The sequence below is a fragment of the Halobacillus halophilus DSM 2266 genome, from assembly GCF_000284515.1.
Lineage (GTDB): Bacteria > Bacillota > Bacilli > Bacillales > Halobacillaceae > Halobacillus > Halobacillus halophilus.
In genome coordinates, this window is record NC_017668.1 from 1,728,312 (window position 1) to 1,749,926 (window position 21,615).

The following is a 21,615-nucleotide window of genomic DNA, read 5'->3' on the forward strand; positions in this document are numbered from 1 at the left end:
GGGTTCGTTTGAGACTTATTGGGAGGAGTACAATCATGGCAACAAAAACAGAACAAAGCGTAAAAACATTAATTCATGGGGAATGGAATGTAAGCGAATCTGGAAAAAGCGTTGAGATTTCGTCCCCTCACAATGGAGAAACGATCGGACAGGTACCTTCGCTTTCTCAAGAAGAGCTTGAGGCGTCCATCAAGAAAACGGCAGCCGCTCAATCCACCTGGGGGGAGAAGTCGATTCAGGAACGCGGAGAAATTCTGAAAAAATGGGCAGAAATTCTTGAAGAGCGTAAGGAAGAAATTGGCGAATCCATTATGCTCGAAGTGGCTAAGAAACGCAGCTCAGCTGTTTCAGAAGTCTCCCGTACCGCTGAATACATCCGCTATACAGTGGAAGAGGCCTTCCGATTAGACGGAAGCGTAAAACGCGGGGACGGTTTTAAGGGAGGCAACCCTAATAAAATCGGTCTTGCAGAGAAAACGCCGCGAGGTACGATTTTGGCCATTGGTCCTTTCAACTATCCCGTTAACCTTTCTGCATCTAAAATTGCTCCGGCCTTAATGCAGGGAAATAGTGTCATCTTTAAGCCTGCCACTCAGGGAGCCATCAGCGGAATTAAATTAATCGAGGCACTGATCGATGCTGGTCTGCCAAGTGATTTAGTTACAGTAGCAACTGGAAGAGGTTCTGTCATTGGTGATTTCCTTGTCCAGCATCCCGAAGTGGACATGATTACCTTTACAGGCGGTACAGCTACTGGCCGTCACATTGCTGATCTGTCTTCCATGATCCCGTTAGTGCTTGAGCTAGGCGGCAAAGACCCTGCCATCGTTCTTAAAGATGCTGATCTCGACAAAGCTGCTAAAGAAATCGTAGCCGGTGCCTACAGCTATTCTGGACAGCGCTGCACAGCGATCAAACGTGTACTGGTTCAGAACGAAAAAGCAGATGAACTAGTCAGCAAGATAACAGATCAAGTCAATGGTCTTTCTGTCGGTATGCCGGAAGATGATGCCACGGTAACACCTTTGATCAATGATAAAAGCGCGGATTATGTACAAAGCCTCATCGATGACGCTAAAGAAAAAGGGGCAACCGTCGTTACAGGGGACAAGCGCGAGGGGAACTTGCTATATCCTACCCTGCTCGATCACGTAACCTCTGATATGAAAATCGCATGGGAAGAACCATTTGGTCCTGTCCTGCCAATTATCCGCATCTCTGAAAGTGAAGAAGCTGTTCGCCTGGCTAACGAATCCGACTATGGTCTGCAGGCAAGTGTCTTCTCTACAGATATGGATAAAGCGATTGGAATTGCTCAAAAACTGGAAGTAGGGACCGTTCAGCTCAATGCTAAAACAGAACGTGGCCCGGATCACTTCCCATTCCTAGGGGTTAAAGGATCTGGTTTAGGGGTGCAAGGTATTCGTGAGAGCCTTGAATCTGTTGTGCGTGATAAAGTAACCGTTATTAATATGTAAGTTAATTGGTAAAGTGCCGGGACATTCTCGGCACTTTTTTTATGGAATGAGTCGACCATTTCCCTAAGAAAAATTGGATGATAGACGATCATAATATTATAGATAAAATGTTTAGACTACAGGGAGAGAGGAAATTTATAGAAGAAATCACAAAATTCGTTAGAGATCCGAGAATAGAAACACCATCTTCCTGTGAAAACCATACGCTTAGTGTAGCGACCTACAGATGACCTTGGCGCTGTTTTTACATAGAGCTATTAGATGGTCGCTTCTGCCAATTAACTATACTACCTAGTCAGGGTTGGTTGTGTCTGAGAATTTTTAGCGCTGTTCAAAGTGGTTCATAGTAAATAAAGGAAAGTGTGACACAATACTATAGAGAAATAGATCAGGAGGGCCACTATGCACGAATTTCATGACGCTTTTATTCAAATATTAATTTTACTTGCTATTTCAATCACTGTAATCGGAATCGCTAAGTTACTGAAGGAACCTTATTCTATTGCCCTCGTGCTAGTGGGCCTGGTTCTAGGTTTAACGGAGTTTCCGATCATTGAAGAAGCCGAATTTTACATAACTCAATCGGATGTTTTCCAGGCAACGGTCATTTCTTTATTTTTACCTATCTTATTAGGTGATGCCACATTGAAACTGCCGTTCCATCACCTTTATCAGCAAAAAAAGCCGGTGATCGGCCTTGCTTTTATTGGCACGTTTATTTCCTGGCTGGTAATTGGCGGAGGGGCTTACTTTCTGCTTGATCTTCCTCTCGCTGTGGCTTTTACCTTTGCTGCCTTAATGAGTGCGACCGACCCAATAAGTGTATTATCGATTTTTAAATCATTAGGTGTTCCTGAGAAGTTATCCACTGTGATGGAAGGCGAATCGTTGTTTAATGACGGGATAGCGGTCGTGTTATTTAAGATTGCAAGTATTTACCTGCTCACCTATATTGAAATGGGATGGGCTGGTTTAGGAAGCGGTGTGCTGCTGTTTCTGCAATTTGCGTTAGGTGGTGCATTAATCGGGTTGATTCTTGGCTTTATATTATCCCAAATCATTCGTATCTTTGATGATTACCCGCTTGAAATTGCCTTCAGCGCTCTGTTGTTTTTCGGAAGTTATTTCATTGCCGAGCATTTTCACACATCCGGTGTTATTGCGGTAGTAGTGGCTGGATTTATGTTCGGAGATTATGGCGCAAAAATCGGCATGTCCAAAGAGACCAAAACAAATATTAACACCTTCTGGGACGTGATCACCCTACTTGCCAACTCATTGATTTTCTTAATGGTGGGCATCGAAATCCGCAATATTGATTTTACGGGACAATGGATGCTGATTATCTCAGCAATTCTCATTGTGCTTGTAGGAAGAACGATTGCCTTATATATTAGTACAGGATGGATTAAAGATCTAAATGCTAAAGAAAGAATCCTTATAAATTGGGGAGGGCTGCGTGGAAGCTTGTCCATTGCACTTGCCCTAAGTCTGCCACAGGACTTTGGTGGAAGAGAAGAGGTACTGTTATTTACGTTCTCTGTTGTACTGTTCTCACTTATTGTTCAAGGCCTCACCCTGAAACCATTGATTCAACGATTAGGTATCACAAAAGCATAGCTTCAGCAAAGCTCACCAGCCATCAAGAACTGGTGAGCTTTTTTAATAAAAGGCTCAGTTAAAGTTTATTGTTGATCTTTCATTTATTGCTTATTACACAATAGGGTCGTTTAGTTGAAGACTTGATTTCGAGATATTGTGTAGAGAAGGGGCTCCAGGGAACGACTCGCTTTCCGCGGGCATGTGGTGAGCTTCCTCAGGCTTCGCCTTCCGGGATCTCACCGATCATGTTCATCCCGCAGGAGTCTTCGCCGTTCCCTTCCGCCCCTTTGAGAGCATGGCGAGCTCGAAATCCTATACGCCTTCATATGAGGAAAGATAACCTATGTGGTTAACGCTAAATACTAAATATTTACAAATGGTAAATGCCGCTGTAGAAATATTTAAGCCAATTTAAGGTTCCCACTTTTTCTACTGGCAGGGTCGTTCACTAAATATTAGTGGGGTTGGTGGGGAAATGGCGAGACTCCCATGGGAGAAGGGACTAGGTGAGATCCCGCAGGGAGTGAGACGAGCGAGGAAGCTCCTGGCAAAAGGAGGATCGACTAAAGTCGCCACGTCCTGTGGCAACGTCGATCGACCCCACGTCGTGTAGGGCCATAGGAAAGCGAGTTATTTCCCCACCAACCCTTATGCATCTAACGTAACGGACCCATTTATCTCGAAACTGAGTATTAAACAAACGGGAGCTTTACCTTAAAAGCAACACGAAGGTTTAAGAGAGACTATTATAAAAAATGCTTCCATTCACTTGGTGGGGTAAGCTACCGTGCGGTCTAGGAATGAAATGTAAAAGGCCAGCTCCGAGAAGATAGGAACTGGCCTTCATTTTATTGTTATAAAGAAGAAAGATAACTTCTTAGTTTCTCAATGGATGAAGATAAATCATCATGCACGACATAATCAAATAACCGGTCCTTAACAGTTGGCTCTCTATTAATCAAAGCTGCTTCCATTCCGACTTCCTGCTTGGCGTAATGGGGCAGAAGATTGAAAGGAGTGACCATAAGAGAGGTTCCCATGACAAGCAGGAAATCCGCCGTTTGAATAGCCTGTTCTGCTTCATCATGAGCCGTAATCATATCACCGAACAATAAGACATCCGGTTTCAGTACGGCACCGCAGTTTTGGCAGTAGGGAGTTTCCGTACTCATCACATAATCAAGGGAGTACGATTCCCCGCATTCTGGACAGCTGGCTTGATTTAAGGTGCCGTGATACTCAATGACGTGACTGCTGTCGGCTGCCAAATGCAGGCCATCGACGTTTTGAGTAATGACCGTTACCTTGTCCTTATCCGATTCAAGTTCTTTAATAAATTGGTGAACAGGATTTGGTGTATAATCCTTTAGCAGTTTCATTTGAAAAATGGTTTTGTATTTGTTCCAGAAATCTACTGGATCGTGATAGAAATAATCACTGGACATATAATACTCTCGGCTTTCATCCTCCGACCACAGTCCTTCACTGGAACGGAAGTCAGGGATGCCGCTTGCTGTGGACACCCCGGCTCCCGTCAGGACTACGATAGAATTTGCTTTTTTAAGCTTGGAAGCCACGTCTTTCAACATGTTGATCACGCTCCATTTTCCTATATAACTATTATCGTTTATTGAAGCCTTTCTTCTGTACAAGATCAGTGACGTCCATTCTCATTGGTGTAGTAAAGCGACGTAGCATCTGATCCGTCCAGGAATCAATGCGGTTATTGCTGGATCTGGATTGATAATATTCCTTAATCCGCGCATCAAATGATTCGACAGCCTGGGTGGATTCTTTATACTCATTTTCAAAATATATACCTTTTTGCGGCAGGCGTGGTTTACGCTCTGGCTGGTGATCCGGTACGCCTGTCACCATGCCGAAAAGGGGAATGACATGCTTCGGCAAGGAAAGCAGTTCATCCACCTGGCTTAAATTATTGCGAATACTGCCAATATAGCAGATGCCAAGATCCATCGATTCTGCAGCGATGGCTGCATTTTGAGCAGCTAATGCAGCGTCTACAGAGGATACTAGAAAATGCTCGCTGTTTTCAAGATTGGCTAGCATCTGCTCATATTCTTCCTTGGATGCCATCATGGTCGGCCTGTGCAGATCCGCGCAGTAGATGAAAAGGTGACCATTATTTTTAACGTATTCCTGCCCCGTGATTTCAGCAAGCTTCTCTTTTTTCTCCGGATCCGTTACTCCGATGATACTGTAAGCCATCATATAGCTTGAAGTTGAGGCCTGCTGGGCAGCTGAAAGCATCGTATCTAATTGCTCGTCTGTTAATGGAATGTCTTTAAATTTCCGAATCGAACGATGGTTTAATATCGTTTCAATAGTCTGGTTCATATTTATGCCTCCTGAAGGTAGTTGTAAGTTGGGTTTGCATAAATATAAGGTAACAGATTCTTTCAGGTTTGAATAATGATTGGATTTAATGATGGCCTCACGTAACAGTTGTTTAATAGGTTTTTCACAAGAGGTCGTTAAACTAAAGTGCATTATTGTTACAGACGCGATTATGAGAAATAGCTTGGTGAAAGGGGTGGAGAATTTCCTTCCTCGGGCGGGATGAGACGACTGAAGTGGAGTTAATTGAGGGCTGTGACGTTGCAACCGAGTGCTCAGACCGCGCAACCGAGTGCACCGACGGAACTGATACCAAAATTTAGATAATTGCAGGTGAAAAGAGTACAATCCCAATCGGTTACGCCGTGATTTTAGTTGAACATAGCCCGATCAAAGGAGCTGAAAGGAATGGTGAAGGTTCGAGTATTCCAGCGCGAAAGACCTTTCAAAAAATAAAAAAAGATGATGTATCTATAGGATACTCATCTTTCAACTTTGGCTGTTCTTAGAACTCTGCGAGTTCACTATGCCCATATAAAATTGTAAAATTCCGAGTCCCAGCACGACTGCCCCTGCCATTGCAGGTAAGAGTGGACTCAGGACGGTCTGAACCATACCGGTCGCGATCATCAAACTGAATTTTTGCTGTTTGAAGCTATAAAATGAACCTATTAAAGTCACCAGTAAAATGATGGTTAAGCTCGGAGCCATCCACGTATAAGTTTGTAGCATTTCCAAATTCATCAGCTCACCTCCTTGAATTTATTTTTAGATAATTTGTGATTTTATTTATCGTATCACCCTCAAAACCCTGTAGCAACAGGGAATCATGTCTAGTATTGATGGATTCCTTGTTTTTTACACGAACTCAATAATTCCCAGTTTACATGGCGGTTAAACGGAAGGATTATTAATTCTATGTAAAAATTATTCAATGTGTCACAGGGAATGCTAAGGGGGTGAAATTGTTGTGGATTTTCGTTATCTTAAAGATAAGCATTTTTTTGACACTAGTGCCGAAAATTTCAGTGGGAGTGATGGCCGTGAATGGGAAGATTGAAGTTGAACATTTATCTAAGACCTTTAAGAAGGGAAATGTGCAGGCGGTAAAAGATGTGTCGTTTACTGTGGAGGATGGAGAATTCTTTGCATTTCTGGGGCCTAACGGGGCCGGCAAATCCACAACGGTGCAAATTTTGACCACCTTAATCAATGCAACAGGCGGCAAGGCAACTGTAGCCGGGCACGATGTGATTCGAGAGCCGGAGAAGGTCAGGAGATATATTGGAGTTGCTCTACAGGAAACAGGAGTGGACCCGGATCTTACCGGTCGGGAACTGATCGAACTTCAAGCTAACATCTTTGGTTTTTCAAAAGTTGAGGCTAAAACTAGAGCGGAAGAACTGCTGAACATTGTACAGCTTACAGATTCAGCGGAACGAAGAATCGGCAACTACTCGGGAGGAATGAGAAGGAGGCTCGATTTAGCTCTTACGCTCGTGAACGAGCCTAAGATTTTATTTTTAGATGAGCCGACCACAGGTCTGGATCCTTCCAATCGAATGGCCATTTGGAAAGAGCTGCGCCGTTTAAATGAAGAGAATGGAACTACGATTTTTCTTACGACACAATATTTAGAGGAAGCGGATTCCCTTGCCCATCGAATCAGTATTATTAATGATGGTGAAATTGTAGCCACTGGAACTCCGCGAGAGCTAAAGGCTCAAATAGGCAATGATCTAATCGCTTTGACTTTCTCAAGCAGAGAAGAGGAAGAAAAAGCAGAAAGAATTCTGAAGGAGCATATGGGTCCAAGTGACGTGATCCTGCAAAACCGTAAGCTGACCGTTTATGTAGAAGATGGCACGAAACAATTATTGGAACTCGTGAGGCTGCTGGATCAAGAGAATATTGAAGTAGCCACCGTTAATTTATCTTCACCTACCCTGGATGACATATTCTTAAAGATTACAAGTAAGCAGGCTGAAAAGGAGGGAGAAGATCATGGGGAATAGCGTATGGAAAGATACATGGCTGATCACGATCCGAAGTGTGAAGACGACGCTTAGAAATCCATTTTCTTTTATTCCAAACTTAATGATTTCCGCTTTCTTTCTATTAGTATATGAAGGAGGGCTAAGCGGCATTTCCCAGCTTCCCATGTTTGAGGGAGCTAACTATCTCGCCTTTATCCTTCCCGTGTCTATTGTGTCCGCTGCAATTGGAGGAGCCGGGGGAGCCGGACAGGGAATCGTGAAAGACATTGAGAACGGATTTTTCTCTAGACTTTTGCTTACCCCTGCTTCGAGACTGGCTATTGTCCTCGGCCCTATTATTGCGGGAATGCTTCAATTATTTATCCAGACTTTATTGATTATCGGAATTGCATTCCTGCTGGGATTGGAAGTCGAAACAGGCTTTGGAGGTATTCTGTTTGTATTGTTAATCGCAATTGGATGGGGGCTTGCATTCGCCGGTTATTCCGCAGGAGTTGCGCTTCGTACGAAGAATGCACAGGCCGCACAGGCAGGGACATTTATCTTTTTCCCGCTTATCTTTTTAAGCACCACCTTTGTCCCTTACGAGTTAATTGAAGCCCAGTGGCTGAAAGTGGCCGCCACTATAAACCCGACAACCTATATCTTTGAAAGTATGCGGACGGTCTTAATTGATGGGTGGATCTTTTGGGATCTGATGCAGGGCGTCATTGCCATCGTGATCGCCTGCACCATTACGATTACCTTTGCCGCTGTTTCAGCTAAGAAGGCTGTATCACGTGGTTGAATTAATGATAGTCCACAAGTCTTCCGTGCTATTCTAAGTCGATATTTATATGGAAGTTTGACAAGAAAGAGCAAAGTCCTTTGGAGAGGCTTGCTCTTTTCTTGTTCCTTCTGGCCCCTTATAGGGATAGAACGCATTTTTTACATATTTGCTGGGTTTAAGAAGAACTTCCAGTTTATTTTATTGGAGTAAAGGTCTATGATGTATAAACCTTTTTATATTGATTATTTAGAGATTTTCTTGAATATCCTAAAAAATTGTTTTATAAAGAGAATTTGGGTGAAAAAGATATACTATATTCTCAAAAAGAGGAGACTAACAATGGAAAAAGTAAGATGGGGAATTATCGGTTGCGGTGATGTTACTGAAGTAAAAAGCGGACCTGCGTTTGATTTAGCAGAAAACAGTTCATTGGAAGCGGTGATGAGGCGAAACGGAGATTTAGCGAAAGACTACGCTGAACGTCATGGGGTACCAAAATGGTATGATCAAGCCGACGATTTAATAAACGATCCTGATGTGGATGCTGTTTATATTGCGACGCCTCCTGCCTCTCATAAAGAGTACACCCTGAAAGCAGCTGAAGCAGGCAAGCCTGTCTATGTGGAAAAACCAATGGCTTTAAATGTAGAGGAATGCAAGGAAATGGTAGAAGCTTGTAATCAACAGCAAGTACCGTTGTATGTAGCCTTTTATAGACGTTCACTCCCTCGTTTTTTAAAAGTAAAAGAACTACTCGACAATAATGAAATCGGGGATATTCTTTTTATTTCCATACAGCAGACCCAAAAACTAGTGGAGAAAGATGAGAATGATAACCTGCCCTGGAGGGTTTTGCCTGAAGTAAGCGGTGGGGGCCTGTTTTATGATGTAGCCTCTCATACACTGGATTTGGTTGATTATTTACTCGGTCCTATTAAAGAGGCAAAAGGGATCGCGTCCAACCAGGCGAAAGCTTATCCGGCAGAGGATATTGTAAGCGGAACCTTCCTTTTTGAGAGCGGCGTAATCGGAAATGGTGTCTGGAATTTTTCTTCTTACAAAAATGAGGATCTTAATCGAATCGTAGGCTCCAAAGGGGAGATTACTTTTTCTTCCTTTGATGAAAAACCGGTTACACTAATTAAAGAATCAGATACTAAACAGTTTATTATTGAACGGCCCAAACATATTCAACAGCATCTCATTCAGGAGATTGTAGATGAACTGACAGGTAAAGGGAGCTCCCCAAGTACGGGTGAGACCGCTTTGCGTACCAATCGTGTGATGGATGAACTGGTGAAAAATTACTATCAGAAATAAATAAGCGTACTAATAGGAGGATTTAAATGCCACAACCCATTCGAATTGGAATTATTGGAGCGGGCGGAATTGCCAGAAGTGCTCATATTCCGAGTTATCAAAGCTATGGTCAGGACGTTGAGGTTATAGCTGTGGCTAACCATAATAAAGATAAAGCTGTAGAATGTGCAGAAGAGTTTTCGATCCCCCATGCCTATGAAGATGAGCAACAGATGCTTGAAGAACAGGAACTGGATGCTGTCAGCATTTGTACCCCAAACAAATTCCACGCCTCTCAAGCTATTGCAGCTCTCCAAGCCGGATGCCACGTGCTTTGTGAGAAACCGCCGGCAATGACGGTGGAGGAAGTCGAGAAGATGACGTTAGAAGCAGAAAAGGTTGGGAAATTTTTAACCTATGGTTTTCATTTCCGTTTTCAACCTGAGGTGGAGACGTTAAAGAAATACATTGATGGTCATGAATTAGGCGAAATTTATGCAGCCCAGACGCATTATAACCGGAGAAGAGGAATCCCGGGCTGGGGCGTATTCACAAATAAAGAACTTCAGGGCGGAGGAACACTTATCGATAATGGTGTTCATATGCTGGATACGGCCTTATATTTAATGGGATATCCAGAGCCTAAAACGGTTTTAGGGGCTACTTATCAAAAGATTGGTCAGCGTCCGGGAGTAGGTTTAATGGGTGAATGGGATTATGAAAACTTTTCGGTAGAAGATATGGCAAGGGGAATGATTACGTTTGAAAACGGTTCCTCTCTTATGTTTGAATCTACTTTTGCTGCAAACGTAGAAGAGCTGAGCAGCAAAAAAGTATCCGTTATAGGTGACGAGGGCGGAGCGGATCTTTTTCCATTAAAAATATTCCAGGAAAAATATGACACCCTGGTGGATACAACCCCTGCTTATGTAGAAAAACGAGATGCAAACGAATACCTTATTCATGATTTTATAGAATGTATTCTTCATAACAAACAACCATTAAGTAGTCCATCAGAAGGAGTGCGGATCCAGCAAATTATCCAGGCTCTTTACGAGTCAGCCAAAACAGGAGAAGCTGTGAATATAAATTGAATGCAATGAAGGCTATGTTCAAACTTGTGATTGATTTTCAAGAGGTTTATTAATCCACAAGGGAGCTTATCTGTAAGATCAATGAGGAGTTTTAGCAGAGCTTTAACTATAACTAAAAGCAGTTATTGGAAAGGAATTGTACTCAAAAGAGTATAATTCCTTTTTTGGTTCTGTAAGAATGAAGAGCTTGCTTCTATTAACAAGTATATAAATAAATGAGCATTTGAACATTAAATCTTAGCAAATAATTTCTACATGAAATCCTATCCTCTACTCAAACTAGAAGTGGGAGGTTTCGTTTATGAAATTAGCGAACATGTTTATTTTCTTATTGCTTATTTCCCCGTTTAGTCAAAAGGAGGAACTGGCCATCACGCATCAAGGGGAAGAAATACTTACGATACATCCTGCAGACATTCTCATGGATCCTATTCTTCAGCCTTTTACAGACCATACTAAAGTGCATGAAATTATGGAACGGGTGGGGGAGCTCGTTCAAGAAGAGCCGGTGAACGCTAAAATAGGAAAGTCTGGGGAAATTGTAGCTGAAAAAACAGGTTATAAACTCGATAAACAAGACTTTTCTAAAAACCTGTTTCATTCCTTGTACAGTCAGAGTGAGCATGAAATTGAAGTTCCAATAAACACCGTTCACCCGAAAGTAGACAGTGAGGTCCTTGCCAGTCTTCGTTCTCAAAAAATTGGTCATTATGATACGTATTTCAATTCCAATAACAAAGAACGGACCCACAATATTCGGTTGGCTGCTGAAAGTATCGACAGCACGGTAGTCTTTCCGGGGGAAACATTCTCTTTTAATGAAGTGGTTGGAAAACGAACGAAGGAAAAGGGATACATGCCTGCCCCGGTTATTGTGAGAGGTGAAGTGTCGGAAGGAATTGGCGGGGGAATCTGTCAGGTTTCTTCAACGATTTTTAACGCCGTAGACAATGCTGGTGTACAGATTGAACAGCGTTATTCCCACAGTAAACGAGTGCCTTATGTACCTGAAGGCCGGGATGCAACGGTCAGCTGGTACGGCCCGGACTTCACATTTAAAAACATATATAATCAGCCATTACTGCTTCGTGCCAATGTATATGGAGGGCAGATGAGTGTTTCGGTTTATTCCTCAGATGTAATCAATTTCGAATCGAGGGAGATACCGGGCGCTTCAAAGAAACTGCCGGAGGAAACCGAAATAAAGCGACAGAAAGAGGAATAAAAGTTATTCCTTATAAAGATAAAATTACGGATAAGGAAGTGAAAATATGGATTGGGAGATAGCAGAACTAACCGAACAACAAAAAAGAAGCATCATGGAGCTTGAGAGTGAGCTAGGGTATATATTGATCGCCTATGATAATGGGAAACATGGCTTTTCGACATCAAATGATAAAGTGGAATACTACTCCATGCTTCATGGGACAGTTGAAGGCTAAAGTACGGCACTTAGAAGGTGATTCTACGTTTACAAAAAAGTTACCAGCTACAATTGCTTTTTCTGCTATACTATAAAGTAATTACACGTTAGGAGTTGATGTTTTATGGCAAACACAATGAAGAAATTAAATTATGTATCCATCACATTATACAGTGGAGGACCCATCAACTTCTGACGTCCTCCGCGTTCAGGAGGAATTAAATGAAACGGAACGAAAGAAAAGATTTTCATGAGCATTTTAGCAAACAGATGAACGAACAGGAACAAGCTGGACGTGTGGTTCGATCCACTCATGGGATCTACAGCATTGCAACAGAATCTAAGACCTATACGGGTACATTATCCGGCCGTTTTCATAATGAAATAACGGAGAATAGAGACTATCCAGCCGTAGGAGACTGGGTCATCTTTCAACCTTACGACAATAATTCTAAGGCTTTAATTCAACGCATCCTGCAGAGAAGAACCCTTCTTTCCAGAAAAAAAGCAGGCACGGGGAACGAAGAGCAGATTATCGCTGCTAATATAGATGCTGTATTTATCGTTACGGCTCTGACAAAAGAGTTTAACGTCAGAAGACTTGAGCGATACGTGCAGCAGGTATATGAGAGCGGTGCACGACCAGTAGTTGTTTGCACAAAACGTGATCTTTGCGATACGGTCTCTGAAAAGCTGTGGCAGGTGGAGCGTGTTGCTCCCGGGGTTCCAGTTTATGCAGTGGACAGCTTGACGGGAGAAGGAATGGTTTCGCTACTTACAGAAGTTAACGAAGGAGAGACTATATCCTTAATAGGTTCTTCCGGAGTAGGTAAATCAACCTTAATTAATCGACTGCTTCATAAAGAAGTCCAGGCAACAAAAAATGTTCGTGAAAGCGATGAACGCGGGCGTCATACAACCACGCACAGGGAATTGTTTGAGCTGCCGGAAGGGGCCTTTATTATTGATACTCCCGGGATGCGAGAGTTACAGCTTTGGGGTGATCAGGAAACAACAGCGGGTACCTTTTCCGATATCGAAAACTTGAGCCAGCAATGTAAATTCAGGGATTGCCAGCATGAGCAAGAACCAGGATGCGCAGTTCAGCAGGCTATTGCAGAGGGAGAGCTTGAAGCTGAACGGCTGAACAGCTTTAATAAACTGAAAAGAGAATTGCACCGTTTGGAGCTGAAAGATCAATACGGGACTCATCGAACGAATCGGATGCTTCATGGTCCTAATAAAGGAAAGATTTACCCCTCATAAAAAATACCCCCATCTAAGATGGGGGTATTACTTTTTATTTGTTCATATATTTGTCGACTTCCCACTGGCTTACTTGAAGAGAATAGTCGGTCCATTCTTCTTCTTTATCATCAATATAAGCCTGCGCTGTGTGCTCACCTAGAGCCTCCAGAAGAACTTCATCCTTCTTAAGAGCTTCAATTGCCTCTTTTAAGTTTGTAGGAAGTGTTGGTACACTGTCGTCATCAACTTCATACAAGTTACGGCTTTCTGCTTCTCCTGCATCCAGTTCATTACGGATACCTTCAAGTCCAGCTTGAATAAGAACAGCCAGCGTCAAGTAAGGGTTTGCTGTAGGGTCCGGGTTACGCACTTCAAAACGTGTTCCTTTTCCACGTGTAGTCGGTACGCGCATCATACAGCTTCGGTTGGAGTGAGACCATGCTACACTGACCGGAGCCTCATACCCAGGAACTAGACGCTTGTACGAGTTAACGTTAGGATTGGTGATGGCAGCAATTCCGCTTGCATGATGCAGAATTCCGGCAATGAATTGTTTCATTGTCTTAGAAACGCCATCCTCAGCATCCTCATCAAAGAACGCACTATCGCCATCCTGGAATAGGGAAAGGTGGCAGTGCATACCGGAACCATTCTCACCAGTGATCGGCTTAGGCATGAATGTTGCGTGATAGTCATGGTTTGTTGCAATATCTTTTACAACGTTTTTGAACGTTTGGATATTGTCTGCCGTTTTCAGCATGTTGTCAAAACGGAAGTTGATTTCGTGCTGACCCATGGCAACTTCGTGGTGAGAAGCTTCCATTTCAAAGCCATATTTTTTCAGAGTACGTACGATGTCACGACGTACTTTATCTCCTTTATCTTTAGGGGAAGAGTCGAAATAACCAGCGCGGTCGTTGAACTTTCTAACTGGATATCCGTCTTCATTAAGTTTAAATAGGAAGAATTCTGGTTCAGGACCTACGTTAACGGTATAGCCCATATCTTCCGCTTTTTGCATAGCGCGTTTCAAAATATAACGAGGGTCACCTTCGAAAGGTGTACCGTCCGGCTTATAGATGTCGCAAATAAAGCGAGCACTTTGATCTTCGTCTACCAGGGAAGGCAGAACCAAGAACGTATCTAAGTCTGGAACAAGGTACATATCACTTTCTTGGATGTCAGAGAAACCTGAAATGGAAGAACTGTCAAACATAGCTTCTTCGTTTAATACCATATCTAGTTCATCGATAGGGAGTTCTACGTTTTTAGTTTCCCCAAGCATATCTGTAAATTCTAGTACGATGAATTCTACTTTGTGTGCTTGTACTTCCTGCTTAATCGTTTCTTTCGTGTAAGTCATACATTACCCTCTCTTTAATTTATTATGAGGAGTTTCGCTCCAAGGGAATTGGAGTAGAACCTCACTTAGTTGGTGTATGTAAGGAATTCTAACACAAAGTGTTATTAGTTCTCAAACATCTTTTTTACTTTTACCCCGCATCCTTCCTCTTTAAACCTTCTCAGTTCAGTCATGCCACAGGATTTACGGATTTAAAAAAATTTTAGAAATATTTGAATCTCCTCATCGTATGCTTACTAGTAGAGGTGATAAATGGTGAAGCGTACGTACTGGGTAATTCTTGGACAGGCAATAATGGTATTTATTTATCTATGGATCGCTTCTCTGTTATTCCAATATTTACAAATGAAAGCTAATGAAGCAGACAGCTTTTATTTGTATCTGTTATTTAGTCAGACTGCGTACATTCCTGTAGGCTTTTTAATGGGGGCAGGCTCACTGATAAGAGAGTGGAATAATAGAGGGAGATTTAAAGTGAATAGATTTTTGATTGCTTTATTGGTAGTTCCTTCCCTTTATATATTATTTGTACCCTATTTTCTACCCTTTCCATCCTTAACACCTACCATTATCTTAACAAATCCTTCAGCCGGAACCGTTATCCAAGTTATGGCAGGTTATGCTTTTGTTAAAAGCATTCATAAAATGAATGAACGTTAGGTCTCATGCCATTTTCTATCCGTATGGTGGTTGATTAATCGTTTATTGCAGCGATAAGATGGACGAGAGGCTATTTTTGTCTTATAATCGTCACTGTAAAAGACGTACATAACTACGCACATGGAGAAAGGAAGATGACAATGAATAAAACATTAATTTTTGGTCATAAAAATCCTGACACGGATACCATTAGCTCAGCAATTGCTTATGCCGCTTTAAAAAATTCACTCGGCTTTGATACAGAGCCGGTACGTTTAGGAGAGATCGGCGGGGAGACTCAATACGCTCTCGACTATTTTGATGTAAAAGCACCGAGGCTGGTTGAGAAAGTATCCGACGAAGTGGAACAAGTTATACTGGTTGATCATAACGAGCGCCAGCAGAGTGTAGAAGATTTGGCAGAAGTTAAAGTTCTTGAGGTTATTGATCACCACCGTATTGCTAACTTCGAAACGGAGGGACCTCTTTACTATCGTGCTGAACCCGTGGGTTGTACGGCTACGATTTTAAACAAACTTTATAAAGAAAATAACAAAGAGATCTCTAAACCGATGGCCGGACTAATGCTTTCTGCCATTATTTCTGACTCTCTATTGTTTAAATCTCCAACGTGCACGGATGAGGACCGTCAGGCTGCTGAAGAACTAGCAGGTATTGCTGGCGTGAATGCAGAAGAGTACGGACTGGAAATGTTAAAAGCAGGTGCTGATATCAGCGGACTGTCTGCTGAAGAAGTTATTTCCCTTGATGCAAAAGAATTCTCAATGGGTGATAAAAATGTTGAAATCGCTCAGGTGAATACCGTGGATACCGATGATGTTCTTGCTCGCAAAGCAGAACTTGAACAGGCTATGGAAAAAGCTGTAGCAGATAAAGGATCCGACTTGTTCTTATTGGTCGTAACGGATATCCTTACGAACAACTCCACAGTTGTAGCGGTTGGGAATAAAGAAGCGGTAGCTCAGGCGTTTAATGTCACATTAGACGGCAACCAGGCTGTACTTGAAGGTGTAGTTTCCCGTAAGAAACAAATCGTACCGCCGTTGAACCAATATTTCGCATAAAATTAAAAAACGATCCTTAAGTAAAAGGATCGTTCAAGGACCGCCGAGACTAACTCGGCGGTCTTTTTTTGTTTTATCTGATAAACTTTTAGATCATTCATAGTTAAACACTTATTAAGCTATAGGGCCGTATAGTTGAAGACTCAGTTTCGAGATAAATTGGGTCCGTTACGTAAGATGGATAAGGGTTGGTGGGGAAATAACTCGCTTTCCTATGGGGGAACGGTGAGCTTCCTCGCTCGTTTCACTCCCTGCGGGATCTCACCTAGTCCCTTCTCCCATGGGAGTCTCGCCATTTCCCCACCAACCCAGCCATGGGTGAATAACGGACCCTGTTATAAGAGAATGCTCTTCATTCTTAACGGGACCTAAATGTTTATATGAGAGGCTATTTGACATCGCTATAGCATGAAAATAGCCTCATAATCACTTGCTTTTTATCATTAAGCAGACGATGTCTTAAGTGGTTTCGAGCTCCATATCGCAAGGTCCGGAGGGGGACGATGGAGACTCCTGTGGGATGAACATGATCGGTGAGATCCCGCAGGGCTGTTAAGCCCGAGGAAGCTCAGCACATGCCCGCGGAAAGCGAAATCGTCCCCCGGAGGACCTTCCACTCCTCCAATGTCTCGAAACTGAGTCTTAAACAAACGGGAGCTTTTCTTTAATAATCAACACGGTGATTTAGAGAGCCAGAGGAGGGGAAGGGGCGGATGGATTATTGGAAGTTTTGGTTAAACTTCTGAATTTCTTGGGTTATTGAATGGAATGATTCTTCGTCTGCAACTGAAAAATCATCAGCAGAAGTGATCTTGGTTATTTCACTTATAAGCTTACTTAGTTCTTTATCCACCTGTTTTTCATTTAGGTTCTTTTCCTCCGTTTGGCCGACTGAATACTCCGTAATGATGAAGTCTAAGTTTCGAAGGGCTTCATTGTATTCCCCGAACCATTGACCGCTTAGCAGGCTGGTTCTCTGGGCAGTATTGAATAGCCGGGTTTGGTCATGTAAATCCATCAGTTGATCCGATAACAGAGAGCCGAGCTGGAAAATTCTCTGTTCCCCTGATTCTCGCGTATGATACATATTAAAAGTCTGTTTCACATCTTCAAGATTACGCGGCAGTTCTTTGACCGCTGAAGAGGAAGCTTGAACGGCAAATGAATCGACAGGCTGAGCCTTTGAGGAATCGTACCACATATACGCTAAGATGATGGATAGAAATAGCAGCGCGATCGACGTAACTTTATAGAACTTTAATTTAGTCACGATGCATCTCATTCCATTCTTCTCGAAGCACTCCCATTCGGATGGAGTCGTAAAACTTACCTTCGTAAATGCGGCATTTCCTCATCCGACCTTCTAATGTCAAACCTAATTTCTCTCCCACTTTCATCATTCGTTCATTTTTTGACCAGGTAGTTAATCCTGCACGTACAATAGGAAGTGATTGAAAAAGATGGTCAATCCATAACGTTAATGCTTCTGTACCATAACCTCCATTCCAGTAGGCAGGGTCATAAATACCAATGCCTACCTCCAGCCATAAAGATGGTTTGTGCTCCCAATAATACGTCACGGTTCCGATTATTTGACCATCCACCTCAATCAGCAGGCGTGAATCCGGCTCCTCAGAACCTAAGCGTTCTTTACGAGCGTTCTCGTGGCTGCGGTAGCTTTCCAGCGTATGCGGTTCAAGAGGGTAGTAGGGGGCGTCCCATTTCTTCCACTCTTGCTCATGTGCATAAATTTTCTCCCAGAGCAGAGGGATGTCTTCATCCTGAATGGACCGCAGGGTTACTTTCTTTCCCGTTAAATGGGTGTTAAATTTCGATTTATTCATAGTATACAAGCTCCTTAAGAGTTCTTCAGTCTTATCCTATCACATTGGAAGAATCAGGTTGAGTGTTTTTTCTTTTTCCTGTCAGGGTATGAGGAGAAGAAGCTACATAAGTAAGAGGTGAGTATATGATTTATGTAACGGCCTATTCGAATAAGGATGGACTTCAAAAGAATTTAACGCTTGAGCAATTATCTACACTCGACTGGAACTGGTACTGGGTAGATTTTGAATCCCCTACTGATGAAGAAGTCAAGCTGCTGGATAGTTATTTCCACTTTCACCCTTTAGCTATTGAAGACTGTCTTCACGAGCTGCAGAGGCCTAAGTTAGATTACTATGATGACCATACATTTTTTGTGCTTCATTCCGTAAATCGAGAAGAACTTGAAAGGGAAGAAATCGATATTTTCCTGGGAGAGTGTGCCATCGTTACGTTCCATAAGGAGCCTGCTCCTTCGCTGGACATAGCTGAGCGCCTGCTCAAACGCAGTAAGGATATGAGCAAAGTAGATGAATATTTCATACTTTACCAGATCCTTGATAAAGTAGTGGATAACTATTTTCCGATCGTTTATGAAATTGAAGATCATATTAACGAAATTGAATCCAATACGAAGAACCTTTCCATGGAAAGACTGCTGGATGAACTGTTTGACCGCAGAAGTGAATTGCTTACATTGAGGCAGACGGTGCACCCGATGCGTGATTTATTGTACCGGGTATTGAACACTCATCACTTAGAAGGTGTGCGTGACCGTAGGGAGTATTTCGCCGATATCCACGACCACTTAATAAAAGTAGCGGATATTATTGCATCGAACCGTGAGATGACGCAGGATATCAGGGACAGTTATTTGTCTTTAAACTCTCATCAAACCAATCGAACAATGCAGATTCTGACGGTTATATCCGTTATCTTTATGCCGCTGACGTTTATTGTTGGGGTCTATGGAATGAATTTTCAGCACATGCCTGAGCTTAATACTCAATATGGCTATTTGGTTGTCTGGATCATTATGATTGGCGTTTCCATAGGGATGTTCACGTGGTTCAAGCGTAAAGGCTGGTTCGATTAAGGAGTCTGAGGTGGTTTACGACTGAAGGCTGAAAGAAAATCACCCGGCGGACCGTTATAGAAAAGACGGAATTCGACTACACTTTAAATATCATCAATCAAAGGAGATGAATTTATCGTGTTTAATGAATTGGAAGTCTCTCTTGACGTGCAGGAGCGCCGGACTAAATAACGTAAAAAAGCTATCCCATGTTTACAATGGGATAGCTTTTTTTTCGAGTAATACTTTTTAGAAGTGAATAAAAAATAATGTTTTTCGTGGAAATTCTAAAAGTGGCTGTCCTAGTGCTGGGGATTACATCCCGCTTACCGAGTCATGATTTTAAGACGTCGTGATCAACGTAGCGTGTTCCTTTGAGAGCACTAATTACATTTACCGCTACCCTTGCACCATCGCCTGCGGTAATAATAGTATGAACACTTAATCCGGCAACTGTTCCAGCGGCCCACACTTTAGGGTAAGACGTATGGCCGTTTTTATCCACTTGAATAATTTTAGCTACCCTTGGTTCACGTCCATCTCGGGTTTCCAAACCAAAGGCCTCAGCTAGCTTTACGGACATTCCCGTAGCGAAAATGATGTGTTCGGCATCATAAGTGCCTTCTGACGTTTCGATTGTGTACATAGCTCCATTTTCGTTAATTTTTTGAACCTCATCTTTTACAAGGTCTGTACCGAATTTAATCGCTTGTTCTTGACCTGTCTGAAGTAGAGAAGGACCTTCTATTTCTTTTACTCCATAGTGATTTTCCACCCATGCTTTCGCTGTTATGCTCTTGCCGCTGTCGAACATGACTGTCTTCACACCTGATTTTGCTGCAAATAAAGCAGCACTGGCTCCGGCTGGTCCTGCCCCGATAATAGCTACATCATACATAGAAAACTCACTCCTTAGGAAAAGTAGGTACACTATCATTATATCGGATTTTACGCAGGGAAGAAATCAGGTATGTGAAATAGGAAGGGGTTTTTGGGAAGAGGAGGGAGTAAAATATGGTTTACCAGAAGACATAAAAAAGAACTCATTTCCTTTAGAAGTGAGTTCTTTTGAGCCGTTTAGGGTCCGTATTCTATGTGCTGTAAATATGTATCTCTATAGAGGTTATACGAATATAGATGAGTTACTGTTTATGATAGAATCTGTGTACCTTCTTCGGCAGTTAGCCTCGGCGATGTTATCCTTCCAGGAGCTCTCAATCTCCTGAAAAGTTTGTTCCACTTCTTCACCGTCAATAATCATAACAAGAGGTTCATTGATATCCATTAATAGAAAAAAAGACATAAGCTTAGGCAAGTGTCCACTGTCAGCGATCAAATGGTTTTGATGTACATAAACGTTCTGATTACTTTTAGAAACTAATTTGTAGAGTTTCATAACCTGGTTGGTTTGTAAGGGTTGGTGCAGGTGCAATTGATATGATGATAATTCTTCCATCCTTGTCACCTCCATGTTTTCTGCTTGCTTTACACTACCCGGGGGTCAAGGGTCCTAAACCTGACTCCCCGTATTTTTGTTAATGTTTGTAAATCATCTTCCTTGTCATACCGCCGTCCACAGTCAAATTTTCTCCTGTTACAAAATCATTGGAACGATCAGTTAAGTAGAAACAGGCTTTGGCTACATCTTCGACTTTTCCAACTCGATTAGACAGGTGCTGCTCATGATCGACCTCGCGGAGCTGTTCGTAGTTCTCTGTCTGAATCCAGCCCGGACTAATGGAATTTACACGAATGTTATAATGAGATAGAGAGGATGCTAATGCGTGGGTGAGTGCTATAATGCCACCTTTACTAGCCGCATAGGCTTCTGAGTCCGGCTCAGACATAAAAGCTCGCGTTGAAGCCATATTAACGATTCTTCCCTGTACACCTTCGTTCTTCCACAGCTTTCCAGCTTGCTTGGAAAATAGGAAAATACTACGCAAGTTGGTCTGAATCACATCATCCCATTGCTCAATATCCAGTTCAAAAAGCGGCTGGAATGAACTGACCCCGGCATTGTTAATTAAAATGGAGATCGTGCCGACGTGTTGTTTTATCTCATCAAACAATTCATTTATATTTTTCGGGTCACGTACATCACAGTAAAAAAAGAAACCGTTCCCGCCGTTCTCTCTAATTTCTCCTACCAGCTGCCTGCCATGTTCTTCATCCTTATCACAGGCAATCACGGTGGCGCCTTGTTCAGCATAGGATAAAGCCAGACCTCGGCCGATCCCATTACTTGCACCCGTAATTAAAACAATTTCATCATGAAAATTCATAGTAATCCCTCCTGCCTCACTTTACCTTAATGTCTTTATTCATAAACCTGTGTCGTCATATGGATTGGAAAAGGCT

The 21,615-nt window shown here is 42.5% G+C and carries 21 protein-coding genes; 12 read left to right on the forward strand and 9 right to left on the reverse strand.

Annotated features, from left to right (window positions below):
- The first annotated feature begins 35 nt into the window (after positions 1-35).
- Both HBHAL_RS08530 and HBHAL_RS08535 read left to right on the forward strand, forming a co-directional pair.
- Positions 36-1,478 carry an NADP-dependent glyceraldehyde-3-phosphate dehydrogenase gene (locus HBHAL_RS08530; RefSeq protein ID WP_014642970.1) on the forward strand — a complete coding sequence of 481 codons (1,443 nt, stop codon included), beginning with the start codon at positions 36-38 and terminating at the stop codon, positions 1,476-1,478.
- A gap of 402 nt (positions 1,479-1,880) precedes the next feature.
- Positions 1,881-3,098 carry a cation:proton antiporter gene (locus HBHAL_RS08535; RefSeq protein WP_014642971.1) on the forward strand — a complete coding sequence of 406 codons (1,218 nt, stop codon included), beginning with the start codon at positions 1,881-1,883 and terminating at the stop codon, positions 3,096-3,098.
- An 836-nt stretch (positions 3,099-3,934) separates the two neighbouring features.
- Here HBHAL_RS08535 and HBHAL_RS08540 read toward each other — a convergent pair.
- From HBHAL_RS08540 to HBHAL_RS08550, 3 genes are all read right to left on the reverse strand, one after another.
- Positions 3,935-4,669: an NAD-dependent protein deacylase gene (locus tag HBHAL_RS08540; RefSeq protein ID WP_014642972.1), complete on the reverse strand. Its 735-nt coding sequence runs from the start codon at positions 4,667-4,669 to the stop codon at positions 3,935-3,937.
- Positions 4,670-4,700: 31 nt separating this feature from the next.
- The gene (gene nfsA, locus HBHAL_RS08545; protein ID WP_014642973.1) at positions 4,701-5,438 is read right to left on the reverse strand and encodes an oxygen-insensitive NADPH nitroreductase; all 738 of its coding nucleotides are present in this window, start codon (positions 5,436-5,438) and stop codon (positions 4,701-4,703) included.
- A 489-nt stretch (positions 5,439-5,927) separates the two neighbouring features.
- Positions 5,928-6,182: a hypothetical protein gene (locus HBHAL_RS08550; RefSeq protein ID WP_014642975.1), complete on the reverse strand. Its 255-nt coding sequence runs from the start codon at positions 6,180-6,182 to the stop codon at positions 5,928-5,930.
- Between the two features lie 293 nt (positions 6,183-6,475).
- Here HBHAL_RS08550 and HBHAL_RS08555 point away from each other — a divergent pair, with 293 nt between their 5' ends.
- From HBHAL_RS08555 to rsgA, 7 genes are all read left to right on the forward strand, one after another.
- Entirely contained in the window at positions 6,476-7,453 is a 978-nt protein-coding gene (locus tag HBHAL_RS08555; RefSeq protein WP_014642976.1) for an ATP-binding cassette domain-containing protein, read from the forward strand.
- The gene (locus HBHAL_RS08560; protein WP_014642977.1) at positions 7,443-8,222 is read left to right on the forward strand and encodes an ABC transporter permease; all 780 of its coding nucleotides are present in this window, start codon (positions 7,443-7,445) and stop codon (positions 8,220-8,222) included. The genes HBHAL_RS08555 and HBHAL_RS08560 overlap by 11 nt, the downstream gene beginning before the upstream one ends.
- A 321-nt stretch (positions 8,223-8,543) precedes the next feature.
- Complete coding sequence (locus tag HBHAL_RS08565) at positions 8,544-9,524, forward strand: Gfo/Idh/MocA family protein (RefSeq protein ID WP_014642978.1); 981 nt, start codon at positions 8,544-8,546, stop codon at positions 9,522-9,524.
- 26 nt (positions 9,525-9,550) lie between these two features.
- A complete protein-coding gene (locus tag HBHAL_RS08570) occupies positions 9,551-10,597 on the forward strand; it encodes a Gfo/Idh/MocA family protein (RefSeq protein ID WP_014642979.1) in 1,047 nt (348 codons plus the stop codon).
- A gap of 301 nt (positions 10,598-10,898) precedes the next feature.
- On the forward strand, positions 10,899-11,822 hold the full coding sequence (locus HBHAL_RS08575; RefSeq protein ID WP_014642980.1) for a VanW family protein: 924 nt from the start codon (positions 10,899-10,901) through the stop codon (positions 11,820-11,822).
- Positions 11,823-11,868: 46 nt separating this feature from the next.
- A complete protein-coding gene (locus HBHAL_RS21470) occupies positions 11,869-12,039 on the forward strand; it encodes a hypothetical protein (protein ID WP_014642981.1) in 171 nt (56 codons plus the stop codon).
- A gap of 203 nt (positions 12,040-12,242) precedes the next feature.
- A complete protein-coding gene (gene rsgA, locus HBHAL_RS08580; protein WP_014642982.1) occupies positions 12,243-13,286 on the forward strand; it encodes a ribosome small subunit-dependent GTPase A in 1,044 nt (347 codons plus the stop codon).
- Between the two features lie 34 nt (positions 13,287-13,320).
- Here the strand turns inward: rsgA and HBHAL_RS08585 are convergent, their stop codons facing one another.
- Complete coding sequence (locus tag HBHAL_RS08585) at positions 13,321-14,631, reverse strand: glutamine synthetase family protein (protein WP_014642983.1); 1,311 nt, start codon at positions 14,629-14,631, stop codon at positions 13,321-13,323.
- Between the two features lie 252 nt (positions 14,632-14,883).
- On the opposite strand from HBHAL_RS08585, the gene HBHAL_RS08590 reads away from it, so the two are divergent.
- Both HBHAL_RS08590 and HBHAL_RS08595 read left to right on the forward strand, forming a co-directional pair.
- Positions 14,884-15,291, forward strand: coding sequence for a hypothetical protein (locus HBHAL_RS08590; RefSeq protein WP_014642984.1), 408 nt, complete (start codon positions 14,884-14,886; stop codon positions 15,289-15,291).
- A gap of 140 nt (positions 15,292-15,431) precedes the next feature.
- The gene (locus HBHAL_RS08595; protein WP_041601293.1) at positions 15,432-16,355 is read left to right on the forward strand and encodes a manganese-dependent inorganic pyrophosphatase; all 924 of its coding nucleotides are present in this window, start codon (positions 15,432-15,434) and stop codon (positions 16,353-16,355) included.
- Positions 16,356-17,073: 718 nt separating this feature from the next.
- Here HBHAL_RS08595 and HBHAL_RS08600 read toward each other — a convergent pair.
- Together HBHAL_RS08600 and HBHAL_RS08605 are read right to left on the reverse strand one after the other, a co-directional pair.
- A complete protein-coding gene (locus tag HBHAL_RS08600) occupies positions 17,074-17,625 on the reverse strand; it encodes a hypothetical protein (protein ID WP_041601294.1) in 552 nt (183 codons plus the stop codon).
- The gene (locus HBHAL_RS08605) at positions 17,618-18,199 is read right to left on the reverse strand and encodes a GNAT family N-acetyltransferase (protein WP_014642987.1); all 582 of its coding nucleotides are present in this window, start codon (positions 18,197-18,199) and stop codon (positions 17,618-17,620) included. Before HBHAL_RS08605 ends, HBHAL_RS08600 begins: the two co-directional genes overlap by 8 nt.
- A gap of 125 nt (positions 18,200-18,324) precedes the next feature.
- On the opposite strand from HBHAL_RS08605, the gene corA reads away from it, so the two are divergent.
- Positions 18,325-19,275: a magnesium/cobalt transporter CorA gene (corA, locus tag HBHAL_RS08610; RefSeq protein WP_014642988.1), complete on the forward strand. Its 951-nt coding sequence runs from the start codon at positions 18,325-18,327 to the stop codon at positions 19,273-19,275.
- Positions 19,276-19,588: 313 nt separating this feature from the next.
- On the opposite strand, the gene HBHAL_RS08615 is transcribed toward corA, so the two are convergent.
- From HBHAL_RS08615 to HBHAL_RS08625, 3 genes are all read right to left on the reverse strand, one after another.
- On the reverse strand, positions 19,589-20,152 hold the full coding sequence (locus HBHAL_RS08615) for an FAD-dependent oxidoreductase (protein ID WP_014642989.1): 564 nt from the start codon (positions 20,150-20,152) through the stop codon (positions 19,589-19,591).
- A gap of 225 nt (positions 20,153-20,377) precedes the next feature.
- The gene (locus HBHAL_RS08620) at positions 20,378-20,710 is read right to left on the reverse strand and encodes a hypothetical protein (RefSeq protein ID WP_145956030.1); all 333 of its coding nucleotides are present in this window, start codon (positions 20,708-20,710) and stop codon (positions 20,378-20,380) included.
- 79 nt (positions 20,711-20,789) lie between these two features.
- Positions 20,790-21,539: an SDR family NAD(P)-dependent oxidoreductase gene (locus HBHAL_RS08625; RefSeq protein WP_014642991.1), complete on the reverse strand. Its 750-nt coding sequence runs from the start codon at positions 21,537-21,539 to the stop codon at positions 20,790-20,792.
- Between the last annotated feature and the right edge of the window lie 76 nt (positions 21,540-21,615).